This is a genomic window from Thalassolituus alkanivorans (assembly GCF_020447205.1).
GTDB classification, from domain to species: Bacteria; Pseudomonadota; Gammaproteobacteria; order Pseudomonadales; family Oceanobacteraceae; genus Venatoribacter; species Venatoribacter alkanivorans.
Genome location: NZ_JAJAEL010000002.1, coordinates 1 through 22,072 on the forward strand (window position 1 = coordinate 1; position 22,072 = coordinate 22,072).

The following is a 22,072-nucleotide window of genomic DNA, read 5'->3' on the forward strand; positions in this document are numbered from 1 at the left end:
ACCGCAGGCATGGTTCCAATGGAATGCTGTCGCCGGTAAAGTATGAACAGCAATATTTTATGAAGCTTGAAAGTGTCTAGCGAACTGGTGGCGATTCAGAAGGTGAGAATTACCGGTGGGCGAAGCTGCACCTCAACAAAGGGCTATCCTTCCGGCGAAAGCTAGAGGATGTTGGCTTCAGAGAGAAGAATACGTCAAAAAGGATTAATGGCCGCCAGAGCCGGAAGAAGGGGTGGATTCTGACTAACCACGGCCAGCCTAATGAATATGACCTGATTGAACGAGAGGACTCCCGCATCCTGAGAGAGAGTGAAGAAGTCTTTCCGGAGGATGCACTGCCAGATGGTCAAGACTACACGGTGTAACCATCTATTAGGAAGGGAGGCTGCAACCCCGATCACCCCGATCACAGAAAAGGGCCGGAGATATTGCCAATCCGGCCTTTGGAAAAATGACTGAGGGTGATGGGCAGCACCGATCACTCACTGGATCACACCCATATCAAGGGGTATCACTTTCCTCTTAGGCCCGCGTTATAAGTACAACGGTAAGCATCCTGCCTACCGTCATTCTTTGAACCATGCCCTAGTGGGAGACTTCTCCCGACCTGAAATTATCTCCCAATAGAGTCCATTCCAGGCTTTTGAGAGACATCTCCCACTGGGCCTAGAGTCTATTGGGAGGCCACTATGGCAATCATCGGTTACGCCCGCGTATCAACTACCGGGCAATCACTCACCGCTCAGCTCGAAGCACTGTCATCCTGCGACAAAGTATTTCAGGAGAAGGTCAGCGGCAGCAAGACAGACCGGCCTGAGCTGGTCGCGGCACTGGACTATATGAGAGACGGAGACGAGTTCATCGTCACCAAGCTGGATCGACTGGCGCGCAACACCAGTCACCTGCTGGAGATCGTCGATAAGCTGAACGCGAAGGGTATCACCCTGAAGATCCTGAATATTGGCATTGATACCGGTACGCCAACCGGCAAGCTGATGCTCACTATGATCGGAGCCATCGCCACATTTGAGCGGGAAATGATGCTGGAACGACAGGCTGAAGGTATCGCTCAGGCCAAAGCGAAGGGGATGTATAAAGGGAGGAAGCCGACAGCTCGGAACAAGGCCGGAGAACTGAAGGCCCTACTGGCGACAGGCATGACCAAGCGAAATGCAGCAAGCGAGCTTGGAATCAGCGAGTCCAGCTTATACCGAATAGCATCCAAGTTTGAAAAAGTACTTGCATAAAATCAAAAGACAAGGGATAGTTAATTCGGACGCGGCATACGAGTGAAGGTATTAACCGTAGCGAAGATGGCGCTCCGCTTCCGAGACCCGGGCATTCTATGTTCCGGGTCTTCGCGTTTATGGGAACAAGGAATGCTCTACATAGTGTATCTGGATGAGTTTGGACATATCGGTCCATACTTGTCTCATGACCATCCTAAGCATAAGACTCACCCCGCTTTCGGGTTAGCAGGCATTGTACTTCCGTACTATGAAGTTAGGAACTTTACTACGTTCTTTTTTCAACTGAAGAACAATCTACTCGCGATGGACCTCAAAAAGGCCGGTATCCATCCTGCCAAGTGGGAAAAAAAGGGGGCCAATTTATACCGCACAGGAAACGTCAAGAAGTATAGAGAGCTACGGCAAGCCACCTTCCGTCTGATCAGCAAGATTGATGAAATTGGCGGCTACGTTATATACGTAGGCTCAGAAAAGCCGCGCACCGAAAAAATTGATAGCAAGGAACTCTATCACCGAACTCTGCGAGAGCTGATTAAACGGATAGATGATCAATGCAAGCCCAGTAACGATAGATTCATGGTCATCCTTGATGAGCAAGAAGAGAACGTGATGCGCGGGGAGATAGTTGAACGAACAGGTATCGAAATGTTCGGAAGCAAGAACCGGCGTCAATTAATTGAACCCCCGATGCAAGCTGAAAGCAACCTTTACCAGACTCTCCAGTGTGCAGATTGGTTCTGTGGGCTCTTAGGAAGAATGGCTCACCTTGAGTTTGAACCTGAGCACAAGAAAGAATTTGAATGGTACAACACGTACTTCAAAGCTCGCATGAAGAGTATCTGTAAAAGAAGTGGATTGCAGCGAAACGGCCACAAGCCGGCTTCGGCAAAGAGTCTTGAACGACTAGTCAAGAGCGTGAATTCACGACGATAGTAAAGTGATACGCTTTGGGCACACATGTCCATCAACCACGATGGTTTGAAGGGCTGCTAACCCATATGATACGTGGCTTCTGTGGCAGCTGTGCCCTGTTCAATAAATAAAGATTCGAATTGGACTGGGTACTGAGATCCAATCAGTTGAGCATTTCAACACCCTACAGGTTAATCATCGTCGTCATCATCATCTTCCCCATCCGATTGAAACAGCTCACTCTCAATGTCGGAAAGAGACAGCTCCCCTGAGCGCAGATCCCTTAACTCAGATCCAATCGCTCTTGCAACAGGTAGCGCAGGCGCTCCTTCAAGAACACTCGCATAAGTAAGGCCGAATCCTCCATTCTCAAGTTCAATCATGAGTACCCCCATATCATTAAGCTCTTCAATAACCGCTTGAACAAAAACGCTTCTAAGCTGCTTTCGCCCTGAAATTTTCTTAAGCCTAATGCCTGACAAGCGCACTCTAGTTCGCTCAAAGCGCTTCAAAGCCAGCGCCACAAGTACGGCCGTTTCATATGATGAACGTTGCATATCTACCTCTCAGTATCATTAAAGTCCGAACCACTATAATCCAGAATACGGATCTTTGAAATACTTTTTTAGAATTTGAAAGATAATAAAACCAAATCATTTTGAGTGTGAGACTAAAACGGTCCCGTTTGAGAGAAGATACCTCCTCTTGCCGGTGATACACTTTTGGCACACATTTCCATCAACCACGATGGTCTGAAGGGCTGCCAGCCCGCATGATGCGTGGGTTCTGTGATAGCTGTGCCCTGTCCGCCTCTGGGCACCACGAATATTAAAGAGCCCGCATAGCAATATGCGGGCTTTTTTATTGCCTGAAATCCGGCGTCATCTCAGGTTCGATTCATCAGAGCCATCTATGGCTCTACTCCTGCGGACAGTCTGCGGCTGTGTAAATCTGTTCCGGACAGATTTGTCCTCGCACTGGAATCTTCTCACCAATTCGCCCAGCCTTTCTCCCGACTTTGCGCCAAACCGCTTTCTTGTTCTGAGGAAGATTCCACAGTATCGACTGATCATTTTTTAAACAATTTAAACGGGTGTTACAAAGCGTGGGGGACAGGGGGATTTTTCTTCAACTTATACTCAAAGTTATCCACAGATTCTGTGGGTAAACCGTAACAGAATCGCCATATAAAGAGTTTTTCTGTTAAAAACAACTCTTAATTCTGCTGATTATTAAAAAAAATGACTTGCCAACGCATTACTCTGAAAAACCTGACGGCTGTGTAAAAAACACCATAAAATCCTTGATTTTCAAGGGTTTCCGGTAATCCGGCCGATGCCGGACTGACACCATGGTAAAGCGTTGCAGGCCTGTTGCGGGCTGCAGGCAGTTATCGCCAGCTTATCCCTTAGTTATACACAGAATTCTGTGCATAAATAAACAGGCTTTCACTGAACAACCTCTGCCAGGGTGAAATTCCGATCAGGTTATTCACACAAAGAACTGCTTTTTCAGCGACTTAGATCAACGTCTGCAGATACTGCTACAGCAATTTCCCTTGCTGAACAAAAGGCCATTGGGTTAACTGACAGCTCTGCCCGGAACTACAGGATTACCCCCGTTGGAATTGCTCAAGCGCATGCTCTTTCCGGTCATTATGCTGCTGCTGGCGTTCAGCCTGTGGAGCAGTCCCCAGCTGCAGCAGATTGCTGCCGGTGTCGCTATCTTCCTGTTCGGCATGCTGTCACTGGAACGTGGCTTCCAGAGTTTCAGTGGCGGCCTGATCGAACGTGTCCTGCAGCGCTCCACCAATACCACCGGCAAAGCCCTGCTCTTTGGTGTGGCCGCCACCACCCTGATGCAATCCAGCTCACTGGTATCGGTGCTGAGCATCTCCTTTCTGTCGGCCGGGCTGATCAACCTCGGTGCCGGACTGGGCGTTATTTTTGGTGCAAATCTGGGCACCACCACCGGCGCCTGGCTGATTGCCGGCTTTGGTCTCGATATCAACCTTTCCCAGCTGGCGATGCCAATGCTGGTGTTTGGCGTCATGCTGCTGTTTCAGCCCAATCAGAGCCGCGCCGGTATCGGCCATATTCTGGCCGGCATGGGTTTTCTGTTTCTCGGCATTGATTACATGAAGGATGGCTTTGCCACTCTGCAGGGCAGTCTGGATCTCAGCACCATCAGCCCACAGGGCATTGCCGGGCTGCTGCTGTTCACCCTGTTCGGCATTATTGCCACGGTTGTGATGCAATCCAGCCATGCCACCCTGGTATTAACCCTGACCGCGCTGGCGGCCGGTCATGTGCAGTATATGGATGCGCTGGCACTGGCTATCGGCGCCAACGTCGGCACCACGGTTACCGCCGTGCTGGGCAGCCTTGGCGCCAATACGGCAGGCAAGCGGCTTGCTCTCGGACATTTGCTGTTTAACCTGCTGACCGGTGTTGTGGCCTTGGTGTTAATGCCGGTGCTGTTGTGGCTGGTTGAACATCTCAGCGTGCTGCTGGGTATCGGCGCCGATAACTACACACTGAAGCTGGCCCTGTTCCACACCCTGTTTAACCTGCTGGGCGTCATGCTGATGGTGCCGCAGCTGCTACGCCTGCAAGGCTGGTTGTTACGTCTGGTGCCGGAACGGGCCACCAGCCGTATGCAGCCGCAATATCTGAATCAATCGGCGATGGAATCCCCTTCTGCTGCCGTTGCCGTAACCCGCAGCGAAAGCATCCGCCTGTACGCGTTATCCACCGACCTGGTACTGCAGGGGCTTGGCTGGCAGGCCGATGAATTTCACCGAGGGCAGCCGATTGCACTGTTAAGCGACCAGAGCCACTCTGCCATTCATACCAACCTGCAACAGCTGTACGAACAACAGGTGAAGGGAATTTACTCGGCCATCATCAGTTTCATCAGCAGCGCACGGGAAAAAGCCAGCGGCCGTCAGGACGAACAGCTGCGCGAGTTGCGTGCCGCCGATCACTATCTGATTGAGGCCATCAAGGGCGTCAAACATCTGCAGCGCAACCTGCTGTTTTATATTCACAGCGAAAACCCGGATATGGCGCAGGCCTATCAGCAATTACGGCAGCAGATCGGCGACGTGCTGCGCGCCATCCAGCAGGTACGCCAGATCGATGACGTGGTGGAAAGCCGCCTCGCCCTCGACCACCAGCTGCTGCTGACCGAACGCGAGCGCGAACAGTCCGACAGCCTGATCGAAGGTCTGATCCGCACCCGTAAAATCAGCGCCGAGATGGCCACCTCACTGATGACCGATAAAGGCTACTGCCAGGAAGTCTGCCGCGCGCTGATTCAGGCTGCGCGCTATCTGTTTATTGATGAGCAGAGCCCACAGGGCGACACACCGGAAAGCCTGCAGCTGGAGCACGCCGACCTGTCGGCCATTAACAAGCAACTGGAACAGCAACGCAGTGATGAAGACACTGCCACCCCGCCACCGGAGCAAGGCTTATGAAATTTTCCCGACTGGTGAAAAAGCTCAATGCGCTGTTTAACCAGCAGCAAAGACACCAGCAGCGCCAGCGCAAAGAACTGGCTGCCGCGCTGAATAAGCTCAAACACAAACAGCATGAACTGAAAGCTAAGTTACAGAATTGCGACAGCGAACTGGAACGGGCGGAACTGGAAGAAAAGATTTCCATTCTCGCCACACAACGGCGCAAAGGGCTGGAAATGCTGCGCGAACTGGACAATAACGAAGACGATAACCTTTAGCCGCGCCCCACCCTAAAGAGGTCCGCTGCGTCCTTTACCCGCAACGCAGAAACCGCTAGAGTCTTTGCCGCTTGCATGACTGCACGATTTATCTGGCACCAGAAAAGGAATTCACTATGTCGAACGTCGCCGGCAAAGCCTATGGTATGAATGTACTCACCCCGCTGCGGTGGTGGACTGCCCTCTGGCAAAAACTGATTTTCTGGGTGGTGGTAAAAACCTTCCCCTACTTCCTCAAGGGTTTACTGACCCTGTCGCTGATTCACTACGCACGCTGGACCATAATTAACCGCTGGTCATTTCCACGCTTAGACAAAAGCCAGCCGAAAGAAAAACTGACCTACAGCTATATGCTGTTTGAAAGTAATTTTAACGGCAGCTGGGATCAGTACATCGACTCCTTTTCTTTTGCGATTCCCTCCGGCCTCGACATGTTCTGGCGCTGGAATATCAAATATCCGAAATCCATTCCGCTGCACGATTTTTATAACTATATCCGTTTTAACCAGATAGAGAGCGGCCATTACTACAACGCCTATCCGCTGGCCGCGGCCAACGATGTAAAAACGGCGCAGAAATTATTCACCAATCTGAACAATTTCCAGAAAAATACCGCAAGCCTCAGCGATGAAGAATTCTTCCAGACTTACCAGCAGTTTCTTGCCAGCAACCAGCACAACCTTGGCAGCATGGGTGAAAGCCCGCTGATGAGCGCATCGCACGAACTGGTGCAGGAACACCAGCACGCCAATCTTATGATGGCCCGCGTGGCCGGCAAGCAGGAGGCCTGAGCATGGCAAACACTTTCGGAAATTCCTACGGCCTGACCACGCTCTGTCCGCTGATCAACGGCGTCCATGACAAACAGACCTCATTCGACAAAATTACCCGCCGCCGCATTCAGCGTCTGGAAGAAGATGCCGGCAGCCCTTTTGCCCGTATTCCCAATACCTATTTTGCCCGTCTGTTTATTCTTAACGACGTGTTTTTTCAGCAGGGTAACGACGTTGCCCGCGATCACCTGAAATCCAAGTACCTGGTATTTACCAGTAACTTCCACGGTGAGCTGGAACCCTATCTGAAAGGCATGTGGGATAACGCTGAAGCCGATGTGCGCAGCCTGTGGCAATATGCTGTCGCCTTTGACAAAGTGCAGAACGCCGATGATTTCATCGCCTATATCAAAAAGTGTCAGCTCACTACGACGCTGTTCTTTAACGGCTCGACCGATGTGTCATTAAAAGAGCAACTGAAAGCCCTGTATGTAAAACAGGTTTTCAGCGAATTTACTCTCGCTCATCAGGGGCAGGATGCCGCAGCACTGCGTACAGCTTTTAATAACTTTATGGCAGAAATCAAACTGGCCGACCTGGACCAGCCAAGCTGGGCGCCCGGTCAGACCCGTCTGCAAAACATGTACTGAATTTCCCAGGGATTTATTCAGCGCGTGCGCGGCACGCCTGGCGACAAGGACTGATTATGAACCGACCTCTCGATCTGTACGATATTCAGGGCAATATCTGTAAAGGCTATGGCCGCTTTGGTTTTCCCAAGGCACGTTACTTTTTTCTCGAATTTCACGACTACGCCGGTGGCCGCAATTTTCTGCAGCAGTTAATTCCGCTGATTACCACCGCCGAACCCTGGAGTGAGAAAAAGCACCCGGATCAATCCGATAAGCCAGCAGCCACCACCAATATTGCCTTTACCTATCACGGTCTGTGCGCACTGGGCTTACCACGCCGCTCCCTCGACGGTTTTCCGCAGGAATTTAAAATGGGTATGAAACCCCGTGCCGCCATTCTGGGTGACAACGGCCCAAGCAGCCCGCAGCACTGGGACCCGGTATGGCAGGGTGACACCGTACACGCCTGGGTTTCCATTAACGGTCAGACCCAGGAAGCGGTGGAACAACGCTTCTCTCAGATCGAAGATCTGATACAAAGCGTACAGGGCAGTGTCAGCATCCGCCCGGGCCATAAAGGCCCGAACGGCAGCCTGCTGCCTTATCAGGATGCCTCCGCCGTTTTTGAAAATGGTAAAGCCACGCCCAAAGAACACTTTGGTTTTGTCGATGGTATCGGCAATCCTTACTTTGAAGGCTGCGGCCATGACCCGGAGCGCCTGCCCGGACGCGGCAAGCTGAACCGTGATGGTAAGTGGGAACCACTGGCGACCGGTGAATTTATTCTTGGTCATGTCGACGAAGCCAAAGAATACCCGCTGGCACCTGAGCCGCACCTGCTGGCACGCAACGGAACCTTTATGGTGTACCGCAAGCTGCATGAAAACGTAAAAACCTTTAACGACTATGTCGATAATATGGCGAAGGATTTTAACGGCAGCCGTGAATTATTAATGGCCAAATTTTCCGGTCGCTGGCCGGATAACGGCGCTCCGCTGGTACTGGCACCGGACGATAAAGCCAAGGCCGAACTGGACCAGAAAATGGCAGAGCTGCAGAAAAAAGCCGCCGAAGGTGATGCCTGTGCTATTGGCCAGTTAAAAGCACTGGAAGAGCAGTGGATCGACTTTACCTATAACGACGATAAGCACGGGGCAAAATGTCCGATTGGTGCTCATATCCGCCGCACCAATACCCGTGGCTCGCTGGAAACCGAAAAAGGTGCCTTTGACCGTCCCGGTGCGCTGGTCGACCGCCGCCGTTTAATGCGCCGTGGTCTGCCTTATGGCGGCCATGACGAGCTGACCAATGACAGCAGCGAACAGGGCATTATCTTTATGTGCCTTGGCGCCAGCCTTGAGCGTCAGTTCGAGTTCGTGCAGCAGCAGTGGGTGAATTATTCCAACGATTTTCATCTTGGTAACGACCGCGATGTTTTAATCGGTGCCAACAACGGCAAGCTGACCGACAAGGCCATTCTGCAGGTGAATCCGAAAGACGGTAAAGCACCGTTTTTCTGCACCCACCTGCCACGTATGGTCGAAACCCGTGGCGGCGATTACTTCTTTATCCCGAGCATTACCGCGCTGGATATGATCGCGCAGGGGATTATTGATCCGACCTGATGTTTGCTTTTTTGCAGTCATAAAAATGCCGCTTTAACAGCGGCATTTTTTTATTCCGGATGCTTAGGGCCTGTTTTTTTAACAGCAGTTCCGGCAACGGAATATCAGAATCCAGCGGTAAACCCTTAAACCCAGCGGTTGCCGGCATTTCGGACAACACAGGCGACCAGCCATCGCTTCCACCGCCAGTGCGATTAAAAAGCCCACCGCCGCCCAGATCGCAGGCACAGGGATGTCAGGGTCAACAATCAGGCTGAGCAGCAAACAACAGGCAAGCCAGATCAACTCGGCACTTACCAGCAGCCACTTCAGCTGCCGGTAACGGGCTCTGACCTCATCCATAATATGTTCTCCGATCACTACGGTGCTGATAACTCAACTGCTTACGCAGACGGAGTATCAGATATTAATTAACCGCGTTATGGCCACTGTTTCCTTCTTCCTGTAATTCCCGCAGCGGCCGTATTTCCACACTGCCGTAACGGGCCGGCGGAATTTTCTGCGCCAGCTGAATGGCCTGATTCAGGTCATTGGCCTCCAGCAGATAATACCCTGCCAGCTGTTCTTTGGTTTCGGCAAAAGGGCCGTCGGTTACCAGCAGTTTATCGTCGCGCACACGGATGGTGGTGGCCGACGGCGACTGCTCCAGCGGCGCACCATCGAGGAAATTCCCGCTCTGCTGCAGAGACCCTACGCAGGCGATGCACTCACGGTTAAGTGCATCCCATTCCTGTTGCGACATCTGGTTCATTGCTGATTCCTGGTAATACACCAGAGCCAGATATTTCATATTCTCTCCTGTTCTTATTTCCGCTCTTATTGCGGTTTTTTTATTGCCACTGCTATTGCTGCGGTGCTTTAAAGCCGCTGTTAACCATCCACGGAATACCCCAGGCATCGACCAGCATACCAAAACCTTCCGCCCAGAACGTTTCGCCAAATGGCATATGCACGCTGCCGCCTTCGCTTAACGCATTAAATACCCTGATCGCCTGCTGCATATCATCAATCTGCAGTTGCTGATAAAACCCCTGCGGTTGCTGATACTGGCCCGGCATCGCATCAGAGCCCATCAGTGTGCCCTTACCGTACGTAAGACAGGCATGCATGATTTTATCGCGGTCAGCATCAGTGATAACGCCGGCACAGCCATGTTCATCGGCGTTATTTTCTTCCGGCGGTAATGCTGCAAAGGTCTGCATCACATTAATTTCGCCGCCCAGCAGCTCAGCATAAAACTCAAAGGCTTCGCGGCAACGACCATCAAAGGTCAGATAGGTCGCGCAGCTCTGCGGCTGACGGGTGATTTTCTCAAACACTTTATGGGTGTCGGCAATACCACTGCCCGGCTCAAAATCCGACAGCTCATATAACCGGCGCAGTTCCAGCTGAGCATTACCGCCGCCATCCAGTACCGGCCAGCGTTTCATCCACTCAATGGCTTCGGCTTTATCTTGCACCTCAATCATGGTGAAACCCGCAACCAGCTCTTTGGTTTCGGTAAAGGGGCCATCGGTAACCAGCGCCTGACCGTTGCTGAAACTGATGCGGGCGCCCTCTTTACTGGGTTGCAGACCCGTCCCATCGATAAGCACACCGGCATTGGCCAGTTCATTATTAAAGGCTGCCATCTGCGCAATCAGCTCATTGCTCGGCATACAGCCCTGCTCGGTTTCGGCATCCGCCTTTCTGATCACCATAAAACGCATAGTACTTTCTCCGTATAAGTTAACGCCTGTTGGCATTAACTAATCGAATGGTGAAAGACGAAATCGACAGACAGATGAAAATATTTTTAATTTTTTTTATCTGCCGCCTGACGGCACTCGTCGATACGCCGCTGCAGGAAACGCAGCTCACTGCCGGAACTGGTCAGACTCAGTGCTTTTTCGTAGGCAGGCAGGGCTTCCGCCGGGCGCTGCAGACGCCTTAAGAAGTCGGCGCGGGCCGCATGCAGGAGGTGATAATCGTCCAGCTGGCCATGGCTCAGCAGCTCATCCACCAGAGTCAGCGCCACCTCAGGACCGCCGCCTTCGGTCATCATCGACACCGCCACCGCATGGTTCAGCGCCACAACCGGACTGGGTTCCTGTGTATAAAGACGCTGGTACAGTGCGGCAATCTGGCGCCAGTCGGTTGCGGCAAAATCGCGGGCTTCAGCATGCACGGCAGCAATGGCAGCCTGCAGGCTGTAACTGCCCACCGGCCCCAGCTGCAGCGCCCGAGTAATCCATTCCAGCCCTTCGCGGATCTGTGCGCGGTTCCACAGATCACGGTTCTGGTCTTCCAGCAAAATCAGTTCACCCTGCTCATCTATACGCGCCGCCCGGCGGGCATCCTGCAACAGTAATAAGGCCAGCAGCCCCATACTTTCGCTGTGCTCTTGCGGCAGCAGGGCGCAGAGTAAACGCGCCAGCCGGATCGCCTCAGAGCTTAAATCGTTGCGCAGTGTTTCATCGCCACTGGCCGCCGAATAGCCTTCGTTAAACAGCAGGTAAATCACCTTCAGAACACCGTTTAAGCGCTCCGGCAACTGGTTCTGGGCGGGGATTTCGTAGGGAATATTGGCGTCACGGATTTTATTTTTTGCGCGCACAATGCGCTGGGCGATGGCCGGCGCCTTGCTGACAAAGGCTCGGGCGATGGCTTCGGTAGTCAGGCCACAGACTTCGCGCAGTGTTAATGCCAGCTGTGCTTCCTGTGCCAGTGCCGGATGGCAGCAGGTAAAGATAAGCCGCAGCTGGTCATCGTGAATACTCATCTCACGCTCAGGGTCAAAGTCGTAAAAGCCGCTTTCCAGATCGGTCAGTTGCGGCAACAGGTTGTCATTGAAATGGCTGCGGCGACGCAGCTGGTCGATGGCTTTAAAACGCCCGGCCGAGATCAGCCAGGCAGCGGGATTATGCGGAATGCCATCATGCGGCCATTGTTCCAGCGCGCTCAGATAGGCGTCCTGCAGGGCATCTTCTGCCAGATCAAAGTCTTTCAGCAGGCGCACCAGTGTGGCAAACACCTGACGCGCGACCTGCTGATATATCTGCTCAATCCCTGTCTGCATCACGCATGCATCCTGTCAGCGCCCTGTCACCATAGCCGGCGTCAGTCGCCCGCCAGCACCATGGCCTTAATTTTTACCGCTTTTTCAAAATGATCGAGGCAATGGGTTTTAATCCACCATTCGGCCGCTTCCATTAACAGCTCCGGATCATCGTTTTTATTGGCGAAAAACGCATAAAAGGATACGCCGACATTATCGCCCTTGGCGGCTATTTTCTTGTCGCAAACCTGCACGATCTTAGCGCGTAGACTGGCTCTCACTGTATTTCTCCGCTGTGTTTCACTGTTTTATCGCCAGGGTCAGCGCGTATTCGGCCAGTTCATCCAGCGTCATATCACCATCGGGTTTATACCAGTTGGTGGTCCAGCTCAGTGCGCCGGTTAAGAAGCGGCGCAGAATAAAAGGTTCAATCGCCACCATGCCGGCAGCACGGGCTTCGGCCAGCGCATCCAGCCACAGCTGTTCATAAATATCGCGCAACTTCAGGATGTGCTGCTGGCTGTCGGGTTTGAGTGAACGCCATTCATACACCAGCACACTCATGGCTTCGCCGGTTTCACCGAGAATGGATTGCAGCTCGCAACGGATCAGTGCCAGCACTTTGCCGCGCGGGTCCTGCGCCTGCTTCAGCGCAATGCGCATCAGCGCGGTATTCAGCTGAATGGTCTCTTCCATTACCGCACGCAGAATATCTTCCTTACTGCGGTAATGGTGAAACAGGCTGCCCGACTGTATGCCGATTTCAGCAGCCAGATCACGCACGGTGGTGCGTTCGTACCCCTGCTGTTTAAACAGGCGCGCGGCGGCAGCCAGCAGGCGGCCACGGGCACTGCCCGGGTCGGTAATAACCCCTTCGGCAATCAGTTGTTCTATCACGGGTTTTCCTTATCTGAAGACGTCTGTATGACGCATGAGCCTATTAGGATGCGCCTATTGTAGGGGCAATCCCGGTCAGGCCGCAAAACTAAAAACCAAGCGCTTGCTTGGTTGTTCGATGATTGATAGTCTTAGGCAAACGCTAACAACAGGATTTCACCATGCAGGATACCGTCCGCATCGGCTGCGCCTCCGCCTTCTGGGGCGATACCGGCACCGCCGCCCACCAGCTGGTACAGCAGGGTCAGCTCGATTATCTGGTGTTCGATTATCTGGCCGAAGTCACCATGTCGATCATGGCCGGTGCACGCCTGAAAAATCCCGAAGCCGGTTTTGCCCCGGATTTCGTCCAGACGCTTAAGCCACTGCTGCCGGCCATCGCCTCCCAGGGCATTAAGGTGGTCAGTAACGCCGGTGGTATCAATGTTGAAGGCTGCGCCGCGGCGTTGCGCGCGTTAATCGCCGAAGCCGGGCTGAACCTCAGCGTCGGCACCGTACAGGGCGATAACCTCAGCGCCCGTCAGGCTGATTTTGCCGGCGTAAAAGATATGTTCAGCGACGAGCCGCTGCCCGGCCGCTGCCTGAGTGTTAATGCCTACCTCGGCGCTCCGGCCATCCGCGATGTTCTGGCGGCCGGTGCCGATATAGTCATCACCGGACGCGTGGTCGACAGCGCTGTGGTGCTGGGCCCGCTGATGCATGAATTTAACTGGAGCGAATCCGATTACGATCAGCTCGCGCAGGGTTCTCTGGCCGGCCATATCATCGAATGTGGTGCGCAGTGTACCGGCGGTAATTTCACCGACTGGCAGCTGGTTGAAAGCGGCTACGCCAATATGGGCTTCCCCATTGTTGAATGCTCTGCCGACGGCAGCTTTGTGGTCAGCAAACCAGCAAAAACCGGCGGCCTGATTTCGCCTTTTACCGTGGGCGAACAGCTGCTGTATGAAATCGGCGATCCGGCCTGTTATTTATTGCCCGATGTCTGCTGCGATTTTACTCAGGTAAATATCGTCCAGAGCGGCGAGCAGCAGGTCCGCGTCAGCGGCGCCCGCGGTTATGCACCACCGGCCGACTATAAAGTCAGCGCCACCTGGATGGACGGCTTCCGCTGCACCGCGACCTTTATGATCGGCGGGCGCGATGCCGTGGCAAAAGGCCAGCGCGTGGCCGAGGCCATTCTGCAACGCGTCAGCGTGCTGCATTCGGTACTGGGCATGGAGGCTTTTACTGCACAGGATATTGAAATTCTCGGCTCTGAAACCACCTATGGCGCCAATGCCCGCGCTGCAGACAACCGCGAAGTGATTGTTAAAATCGCCGTACGTCACGCCGATAAAAAAGCGCTGGAAGTGTTCGCCCGCGAAATTGCTCAGGCCGCCACTGCCATGGCACCGGGCTTAACCGGTATTGTCGGTGGCCGGCCAAAACCCAGCCCGAATATCCGCTTATTTTCTTTCCTCTGGCCGAAAGCCGATGTGCCGGTACAGATTCAGCTGGATGACAATAAAACAGCCGTGGCTATCGACTGCGCTGACCATGCTCCGCACTGGCCCTCAGCCAAAATTAATGCCACCGCTGAAACGCCCGACTCTGATATCAGTGTGCCGTTAATCAAACTGGCGGTAGCGCGCAGTGGCGATAAAGGTAATCACAGCAATATTGGTGTCATGGCGCGCGATGCGGATTACCTGCCATTTATTCAGGCCGCACTGGCGCCGGAAAATATCGGCCAGTGGTTCGCCCACGTGCTGGCCGATAACAGCGATGTTGAGCTGTTCGCCCTGCCCGGCTTAAACGCTTTTAATCTTTTATTGCGCAATTCCCTCGGCGGCGGTGGCATGGCCAGCCTGCGCATTGATCCGCAGGGTAAAGCCTTTGCTCAGCAGTTACTGGATTTACCGGTTGCGGTAACACCGGACATTGCTGCCCGGGCCGATGCTGAATATCAGCAGCTGCTGAATCGTTAAGGACACATCATGACCATTCTCACCTCAGAACTCGACAGCAACAGCGAACAGTTCCGCAATAACCAGCAGGCTATGCTGGCAGCGCTGGAAGAATTCCGTGCGGTCGAAGAAAAAGTGCGCGCCAAAGAACAGGAAGCGCAGGAAAAATTTCATAAACGCGGCAAATTACTGCCACGCGAACGTTTAAGTCTGCTGCTGGATGCCAGTTCCGAATTTATCGAACTGGGCTCACTGGTTGGCCATAAAATGCACGACGATAAAGACGGCAGCGGTGCCGGTGGTGGCATTATTGCCGGTATCGGCCGGGTTGCCGGTATCCGTTGTTTAATCGTGCTGAATAACAGTGCGATTAAAGGCGGCACCATTTCTCCCGGCGGTCTGGATAAAATCCTGCGTATTCAGGAAATTGCCCGCGAGAATAAACTGCCGGTAGTGACTCTGGCGGAAAGTGGCGGCGCCAACCTCAATTACGCCACCGATGTATTTATTCCCGGCGCCAAAGCCTTTGCCAATCAGGCGCGTATGAGTGCTGCCGGTATTCCGCAGGTAACGGTGGTGCATGGTAACGCTACCGCCGGTGGCGCCTATCAGCCCGGTTTATCCGATGTGGTGATTGCTGTACGCGGTAAAGCGAAAATGTTTCTCGCCGGGCCACCACTATTAAAAGCCGCCACCGGTGAAATTGCCACCGACGAAGAACTGGGTGGTGCTGAACTGCACGCCTGCGATGCCGGCACCGCCGAGTATCTGGCCGAAGACGATGCCGATGGTATCCGTATTGCGCGTGATGTGATGGCTGCCCTGCCGTGGAACGCCCAGCTGCCCTATCAGCCAGCCGCCGAATTTAACGAGCCGCTGTACAGCGCTGACGAATTACTCGGTGTGGTTCCGGCCGAAGCCAAACAACCTTACGACGTGCGCGAAATTATTGCGCGTATCGCCGATGGTTCAGAATTTCAGGATTTTAAAAACGAATTTGACCAGCAAACCGTGTGTGGATTTTCCCGCATTGGTGGCTTCTCCTGCGGCATTATCGGCAATAACGGGCCGATAACTGCCAAAGGTGCAAACAAAGCGGCACAGTTTATTCAGCTGTGCGAGCAGAATAATATCGCCCTGCTGTTCCTGCATAACACCACCGGTTTTATGGTCGGTACTGAATCCGAGCGCAACGGCATTATTAAACACGGTTCAAAAATGCTGCAGGCCGTCGCCAACGCTACCGTACCTAAGCTGTCGATTGTGGTCGGCGGTTCTTATGGCGCCGGTAATTATGCGATGTGTGGCCGTGGCCTTGATCCGCGTTTTATTTTCGCCTGGCCAAACAGCAAAACCGCCGTTATGGGTGGTGCTCAGGCCGGTAAGGTATTACGCATTGTCACCGAAGAAAAACAACGCAAGATGGGTGTTGAGCCCGATGAAAAAATGCTCACGCAGTTAGAGCAGATGACCGCCGCCAAACTGGAAATGGGCTCAACCGCCCTGTTCGGTACTGCCCGTCTGTGGGATGACGGCCTGATTGACCCGCGTGACACCCGCACTCTGCTGATGCATCTGTTAAGCATCTGCCACGAAGCGCAGCAGCGGCCGTTACGACCTAACACCTTTGGCATCGCCCGTTTTTAAACAATAATTTCAGGAAATTTTCTCATGCGTCTGACTCAGGAACATAAAGAACTTAAGCGTACCGTTAAAAACTTCGTCGAAAACGAGATTAACCCGCATGTCGACGAATGGGAAAAAGAAGGTATTTTTCCCGCCCATGAACTGTTCAAGAAAATGGGTAACCTCGGCCTGCTGGGTATCAGCAAACCGGAAAGTGCCGGCGGTTTAGGTCTGGATTTTTCTTATGAAATGGCCGCCGCTGAAGAAATGGGCGGCATTGCCTGTGGCGGTGTGCCTATGGCCATTGGTGTTCAGACCTGTATGGCGACGCCGGCCATTGCCCGTTTCGGCAGTGATTATTTAAAAGAGAACTTCCTCGCCCCCGCCGTTGCCGGTGATATGGTTGCCAGTATCGGTGTCAGTGAGCCCGGTGCCGGCTCCGACGTTGCCGCAGTAAAAACCACGGCGAAAAAAGACGGTGACGATTACATTATTAACGGCACCAAAATGTGGATCACCAACTCCACCCAGGCCGATTTTATCTGCCTGCTGGCCAACACCTCAGACGACAAGCCACACTCGAATAAATCCCTGATTGTGGTGCCGATGAATTCTCCCGGTATTACCCTGTCTCCACGTCTGAATAAATTAGGTATGCGCTCATCCGATACCGCCCAGATTTTCTTCGACAACGTGCGCGTACCACAGCGCAACCGTATCGGTGCTGAAGGCGCGGGTTTTATGATGCAGATGCTGCAATTCCAGGAAGAGCGTATGTACGCCGCCGCCATGTCACTGGTCGGTATGGAAACCTGCATTAACCAGACCATCGATTACTGCCGTGAACGCCATACCTTTGGTCAGCCACTGATTGATAACCAGGTAATCCACTTCCGTATGGCCGAATTGCAGACCGAAGTCGAAGCCCTGCGCGCCATGGTATATCAGGCCTGTGAAGGTTATCTGAACGGCGAAGATATGACCCGTCTGGCGTCGATGGCGAAATTAAAATCCGGCCGCCTGACCCGTGAAGTTTCCGACAGCTGTCTGCAGTACTGGGGTGGTATGGGCTTTATGTGGGATAACCAGGTCGCCCGTTTCTACCGCGATAACCGTCTGGGTTCTATTGGCGGTGGCGCTGACGAAATTATGCTCGGCATTATCTGCAAGTACATGGGCATTCTGCCTAAGCGTAAAAAATCCTGAGCGGAGGCGGTATGGAATTTACAACCCTGCAACTTGAGCAGCAGCCCGCCGTCTGGCGTGTACGCCTTAACCGTCCGCAGCTCGCCAACGCCATGAGCCTGACCATGGTGGAAGAACTGCTGGCGCTGATGAACAGCGCCCAACAGGCCGACTGCCGTGTACTGGTGATTGAAGGTAATGGCGATCATTTCTGTGCCGGTGGCGATATTAAAGATATGCAGGCGGCCGGTGGCGACAGCGCCCGTCTGGCCGAATTTAATCGCGCCTTTGGTCATATGATTGAAACCGCCAACCGCTTACCGGCGGTGGTTATCTGCGCTTTAAAAGGCGCTGTGATGGGCGGTGGTTTTGGTCTGGCCTGCGTCAGCGATCTGGCCATCGCCAGCAGCACTGCCCGCTTTGCCTTGCCGGAAACCTCGCTGGGTATTTTACCGGCGCAGATTGCTCCTTTTGTGGTGCAACGCATTGGTCTGACTCAGGCGCGCCGTCTGGCATTATTCGGCAACCGTATAAATGCTGAAGAAGCGCTGCGTTTAGGGATTGTTCATCAGCTGTGTGCCGACAATGCCAGCCTCGAAGCCGAGGTTAATAACGCCATTCAGCAGGCATTAAAATGCGCACCAGCCGCCACTGCCAAAACCAAGGCACTGCTGCATGCGGTCGCCGATGCTGAACAACCGCTGGCGCAATTACTGGATCAGGCCGCACAGAATTTTGCCGCCGCCGTCATGGGCGAAGGACGGGAAGGCGCCATGGCCTTTATGCAGAAGCGTCCGGCCGCCTGGGCTCAGGCTGCTGTGCAGGAGGAAAAGGCATGAATAAAATTCTGGTCGCTAACCGTGGCGAAATTGCCGTACGCGTATTACGCAGCGCCAAAGCAGCCGGTTACGAAACCGTTGCCGTTTACTCAGAAGCCGACCGCAGCGCACCCCATGTACAACTGGCCGATCAGGCTGTGTGCATTGGTGCCGCCGCCGTTGGCGACAGCTATTTAAATGCCGCACGGATTATTGCCGCAGCACAGCAGACCGGTGCCGACGCCATTCATCCGGGTTACGGTTTTTTATCTGAAAATGCCACCTTTGCCCGCAGCTGCGAGCAGGCCGGTATTATTTTTATCGGCCCGTCCGCCAGCGCCATTGAATTAATGGGCAGCAAGCGTTTATCAAAAATCGCCATGATCGAAGCCGGTGTGCCCTGCATCCCCGGTTACGAAGGTGCAGATCAGAGTGACGAAGCCCTGCACTGCGCAGCGCTGGCCATTGGCTTGCCGGTAATGCTGAAAGCCTCTGCCGGTGGTGGTGGCCGGGGTATGCGTCTGGTGAGTGATGCCGCGACCTTAAATGAACATATCCGTTCGGCCCGCTCCGAAGCGCAGAATGCTTTTGGCAGTGGCGAATTAATTATTGAAAAAGCGGTGCTGCAACCACGCCATATCGAAATTCAGGTATTCGGCGATCAGCACGGCAATGTGGTGTATCTGGGCGAGCGCGACTGTTCGGTACAACGCCGTCACCAGAAGGTTGTGGAAGAAGCACCATCGCCGTTTGTGAATGACAACCTGCGCCGCGCAATGGGCGAAGCAGCCGTTGCTGCGGCAAAAAGCTGCGGTTATTACGGTGCCGGTACGGTGGAATTTCTGGTCGATGCTGAGCAGAATTTTTATTTTCTGGAAATGAATACCCGTCTGCAGGTCGAGCATCCGGTGACTGAACTGGTTACCGGACTGGATCTGGTTGCGCTGCAATTACAGGTTGCACAGGGTGAGACGCTGGGCTTCACGCAACAGGATATTACCCTGCGGGGCCACGCCATTGAGGTGCGTTTATACGCCGAAGATCCGGCCAATAATTTCACCCCGCAAACCGGAAAACTATTACTCTGGCAGGCCGCCGATCAGCACAGCATTAACGATGGTATCCGCATCGACTCCGGTATTCAGCAGGGCCAGAAGGTTACCCCGCATTATGACCCGATGCTGGCCAAACTGATTGCCTTTGGCCGCAACCGCGAAGAAGCACGGCGGCGTTTATTGCGCACCCTGCGTGAGTCGCACTTGCTGGGCATTGCCGATAACCGCGCCTTTTTAGCCGCGATTCTGGCTCATCCGGCCTTTATTAACGGCGAGGCAACCACCGCATTTATCAGCGAGCACCTGAGCGACCACGCCAGCATGCAACCGCTGCAGCCTGAGCTTAATGATCTGGCACTGGCGGCAGCATTAATCGCTGCGCCTCAGGGTTTTACCAGCAGCCACAGCACGGCACGGCCGCTAAAATTAAAACAGGGCGAAACGGTATTTACCCTCAGCATCCGCCGTGACGGCCAGCAATTGCTGGTTAACCATAACGGCGAAGAGTGCGCCCTGCGCCTGCTGGAAAAAACCTCAGACCTGCTGCGTTATGAAATTGATAATGTGCAGCAAAGCATCGCCTGGGCGGAAGATAACGGCCAGCTCTGGCTGGACACGCCGCGTGGTAACCTGTGCTTCAGCGATGTCACGCTGGTCAGCAGCCGCGCCCAGAGCGCCGGTTCCGATCAGGTGCGCGCGGCGATGGACGGTGCCATTGTTACCGTACTGGCTGAAGCCGGCGAGCGCGTAACGAAAGGCCAGACACTGGCGGTACTGGAAGCCATGAAAATGGAACATCCGTTAAAAGCCGGTGTGGATGGTGTGGTGCAGGACATTCTGGTGCAGGCCGGAGATCAGGTAAAAGGCCGCCAGTTGCTGATCCAACTGCAGGCAGATGAAAGCGCCGAATAATTCTTACATATTAATAAAAAACAGGAGCTGAGCATGGCCAGCCTCAACAATAAAACCATTATTATTACCGGTGCCAGCCGTGGCATCGGGCGCGAAATTGCACTGGCCTGTGCCCGTGACGGCGCCAATATTGTGATTGCCGCCAAGTCCGACGAGCCGAACCCGAAACTCGAAGGCACCATTCATTCCGTTGCCCGTGAAGTGGAAGAAGCCGGTGGCCAGGCGCTGGCGATTAAAGTGGATGTACGCAGCGAAGAAGACGTCGATAACCTGATAGCAAAAACCGTTGAGCGTTTTGGCGGCATCGATGCCATCATCAATAATGCCGGTGCCATCGCGCTGGCCGGTGTGGAAAGCACGCCGCTGAAAAAACTTGATCTGATGATGCAGGTAAATTTCCGCGCGGTGTTTCTGCTCAGCCAGAAAGCGTTGCCACATCTGAAAAAATCCGACAATCCGCATATTTTAAGCCTGTGTCCGCCGCTGGATATGGATCGCCGCTGGCTGCGTAACCATTCGCCTTACACCCTGACCAAATACGGCATGTCGATGCTGACGCTGGGCATGTCGGACGAATTCAAACGCTATGGCATCAGCGTTAATGCATTATGGCCACGTACCGTTATTCACACCGCGGCAACCTCGTTTGGCGGTAAGCAGTCTTTTGACCGCGCACGTAATCCGCTGATTATGGCCGACGCCGCTCACACGCTGCTGCAAACCAGCGCACGTGAAGTCACCGGCCAGTTGCTGATTGATGAAGATTTTCTGCGCAGCCGTGGCGAAACCAATTTCGATCAGTACCGTGCCAACCCGGACAGCGATAAAACCGATTTAATGCCGGATTTATTTGTCCAGGCGCCGGATGCCTATGTGTATGGCGCACAGCCACCGCTGGGCGGTTTAAGCGAAGAATAAGGCAGGATAAATATGAGTCTGATCAGTTTACGCAGCGATGACAGCGGTAAGGTTGCCATTATCTCCTTCGATAACGGCGCCAACACTCACAATCTGCAGTTTGCCCGGGAGTTTGAGCAACACCTGCAGGCGGTGGAAGATAATATCGATTTTAAAGCGCTGGTAATTACCTCATCCGATGAAAAAAGCTGGAGCCAGGGTCTGGATGTACCCTGGCTGATGGGCTCCATTCAGGGTGGCCAGCATGATGATGTGAAAGAATTTATGCACACCATGGATCGTTGTCATGCACGGCTGATGCAGCTTCCTGTGCCAGCGATTGCCGCCATTAACGGCCATACTTTTGGCAATGGCTGTGTGATTGCCTGTGCTTGTGATTTCCGCGTGATGCGCAGTGACCGTGGCTACTTCTGTTTTCCGGAAGTGGATATGAGCATTCCCTTTGTGCCGGGTTTAATTGATGTGGTGCTGAAGAGTCTGCCGGCGTATCGCTACAACGACATGCTGCTGACTGGCCGCCGGGTCGGCGCGGCGGGATTACTCGCCGATCATTTCCTTACCGCTATTTTTGAAGGTAAAGACGCAGTACTGGAAGGTGCGCTGACGTTTGCCCGTACCTTTAATAAAAAACGCACTATTTTTGCCGAGCATAAAAAGCGCTTTCACAAGCCGGTACTGGATGCTTTGCGCGAAAAAAACCCACCGTTTATTGATGCCATGAAACTGCTCTGAGCAGAGCGCT

The 22,072-nt window shown here is 53.5% G+C and carries 21 protein-coding genes; 14 read left to right on the forward strand and 7 right to left on the reverse strand.

Translation table 11 applies throughout. From position 1 onward, the window contains the following. Positions 1–689: 689 nt before the first annotated feature. Entirely contained in the window at positions 690–1,247 is a 558-nt protein-coding gene (locus LGT44_RS00470) for a recombinase family protein (protein WP_230330719.1), read from the forward strand. 42 nt (positions 1,248–1,289) lie between these two features. After that, positions 1,290–2,183, forward strand: a complete 894-nt coding sequence (locus LGT44_RS00475) for a DUF3800 domain-containing protein (protein WP_230330720.1) — start codon at positions 1,290–1,292, stop codon at positions 2,181–2,183. 170 nt (positions 2,184–2,353) lie between these two features. On the opposite strand, the gene LGT44_RS00480 is transcribed toward LGT44_RS00475, so the two are convergent. Beyond that, positions 2,354–2,719: a hypothetical protein gene (locus tag LGT44_RS00480; RefSeq protein ID WP_230330721.1), complete on the reverse strand. Its 366-nt coding sequence runs from the start codon at positions 2,717–2,719 to the stop codon at positions 2,354–2,356. Positions 2,720–3,783: 1,064 nt separating this feature from the next. On the opposite strand from LGT44_RS00480, the gene LGT44_RS00485 reads away from it, so the two are divergent. The 5 genes from LGT44_RS00485 to LGT44_RS00505 all read left to right on the forward strand — a co-directional run bounded on the left by LGT44_RS00485 (position 3,784) and on the right by LGT44_RS00505 (position 8,933). Next, positions 3,784–5,643, forward strand: coding sequence for a Na/Pi cotransporter family protein (locus LGT44_RS00485; protein WP_230330722.1), 1,860 nt, complete (start codon positions 3,784–3,786; stop codon positions 5,641–5,643). Further along, positions 5,640–5,903, forward strand: a complete 264-nt coding sequence (locus tag LGT44_RS00490; protein ID WP_145470672.1) for a hypothetical protein — start codon at positions 5,640–5,642, stop codon at positions 5,901–5,903. Before LGT44_RS00485 ends, LGT44_RS00490 begins: the two co-directional genes overlap by 4 nt. A 116-nt stretch (positions 5,904–6,019) precedes the next feature. Beyond that, entirely contained in the window at positions 6,020–6,694 is a 675-nt protein-coding gene (locus LGT44_RS00495; RefSeq protein WP_230330723.1) for a hypothetical protein, read from the forward strand. Between the two features lie 2 nt (positions 6,695–6,696). Continuing rightward, positions 6,697–7,326, forward strand: coding sequence for a hypothetical protein (locus LGT44_RS00500; RefSeq protein ID WP_230330724.1), 630 nt, complete (start codon positions 6,697–6,699; stop codon positions 7,324–7,326). Positions 7,327–7,382: 56 nt separating this feature from the next. After that, positions 7,383–8,933, forward strand: a complete 1,551-nt coding sequence (locus tag LGT44_RS00505; protein WP_230330725.1) for a Dyp-type peroxidase — start codon at positions 7,383–7,385, stop codon at positions 8,931–8,933. A gap of 78 nt (positions 8,934–9,011) precedes the next feature. Here the strand turns inward: LGT44_RS00505 and LGT44_RS00510 are convergent, their stop codons facing one another. The 6 genes from LGT44_RS00510 to LGT44_RS00535 all read right to left on the reverse strand — a co-directional run bounded on the left by LGT44_RS00510 (position 9,012) and on the right by LGT44_RS00535 (position 12,867). Further along, entirely contained in the window at positions 9,012–9,275 is a 264-nt protein-coding gene (locus LGT44_RS00510) for a hypothetical protein (RefSeq protein WP_230330726.1), read from the reverse strand. A 64-nt stretch (positions 9,276–9,339) separates the two neighbouring features. Then, positions 9,340–9,723: a YciI family protein gene (locus LGT44_RS00515; protein ID WP_145470663.1), complete on the reverse strand. Its 384-nt coding sequence runs from the start codon at positions 9,721–9,723 to the stop codon at positions 9,340–9,342. A 52-nt stretch (positions 9,724–9,775) separates the two neighbouring features. Next, positions 9,776–10,642, reverse strand: coding sequence for a YciI family protein (locus tag LGT44_RS00520; RefSeq protein WP_230330727.1), 867 nt, complete (start codon positions 10,640–10,642; stop codon positions 9,776–9,778). Positions 10,643–10,728: 86 nt separating this feature from the next. Next, on the reverse strand, positions 10,729–11,991 hold the full coding sequence (locus LGT44_RS00525; protein WP_230330728.1) for an RNA polymerase sigma factor: 1,263 nt from the start codon (positions 11,989–11,991) through the stop codon (positions 10,729–10,731). A 41-nt stretch (positions 11,992–12,032) separates the two neighbouring features. Further along, complete coding sequence (locus LGT44_RS00530; RefSeq protein ID WP_230330729.1) at positions 12,033–12,251, reverse strand: DUF6500 family protein; 219 nt, start codon at positions 12,249–12,251, stop codon at positions 12,033–12,035. Between the two features lie 19 nt (positions 12,252–12,270). Next, positions 12,271–12,867 (reverse strand): TetR/AcrR family transcriptional regulator, encoded by a 597-nt coding sequence (locus tag LGT44_RS00535; protein WP_230330730.1) that lies wholly within the window; start codon positions 12,865–12,867, stop codon positions 12,271–12,273. Positions 12,868–13,028: 161 nt separating this feature from the next. Between LGT44_RS00535 and LGT44_RS00540 the strand changes: the two genes are divergently transcribed. From LGT44_RS00540 to LGT44_RS00570, 7 genes are read left to right on the forward strand one after another with little or no spacing between them, the layout of a single operon-like run. After that, on the forward strand, positions 13,029–14,837 hold the full coding sequence (locus LGT44_RS00540) for an acyclic terpene utilization AtuA family protein (RefSeq protein WP_230330731.1): 1,809 nt from the start codon (positions 13,029–13,031) through the stop codon (positions 14,835–14,837). 9 nt (positions 14,838–14,846) lie between these two features. Next, positions 14,847–16,463 (forward strand): acyl-CoA carboxylase subunit beta, encoded by a 1,617-nt coding sequence (locus LGT44_RS00545; RefSeq protein WP_230330732.1) that lies wholly within the window; start codon positions 14,847–14,849, stop codon positions 16,461–16,463. 24 nt (positions 16,464–16,487) lie between these two features. After that, on the forward strand, positions 16,488–17,648 hold the full coding sequence (locus tag LGT44_RS00550) for an acyl-CoA dehydrogenase family protein (RefSeq protein ID WP_145470655.1): 1,161 nt from the start codon (positions 16,488–16,490) through the stop codon (positions 17,646–17,648). A gap of 11 nt (positions 17,649–17,659) precedes the next feature. After that, the gene (locus LGT44_RS00555) at positions 17,660–18,466 is read left to right on the forward strand and encodes an enoyl-CoA hydratase/isomerase family protein (protein WP_230330733.1); all 807 of its coding nucleotides are present in this window, start codon (positions 17,660–17,662) and stop codon (positions 18,464–18,466) included. Then, positions 18,463–20,412, forward strand: a complete 1,950-nt coding sequence (locus tag LGT44_RS00560; protein ID WP_230330734.1) for an acetyl/propionyl/methylcrotonyl-CoA carboxylase subunit alpha — start codon at positions 18,463–18,465, stop codon at positions 20,410–20,412. Before LGT44_RS00555 ends, LGT44_RS00560 begins: the two co-directional genes overlap by 4 nt. A gap of 33 nt (positions 20,413–20,445) precedes the next feature. Further along, a complete protein-coding gene (locus LGT44_RS00565) occupies positions 20,446–21,330 on the forward strand; it encodes an SDR family oxidoreductase (protein WP_225692378.1) in 885 nt (294 codons plus the stop codon). A gap of 12 nt (positions 21,331–21,342) precedes the next feature. Beyond that, entirely contained in the window at positions 21,343–22,062 is a 720-nt protein-coding gene (locus tag LGT44_RS00570) for an enoyl-CoA hydratase/isomerase family protein (RefSeq protein ID WP_230330735.1), read from the forward strand. The last annotated feature ends 10 nt before the right edge of the window (positions 22,063–22,072 follow it).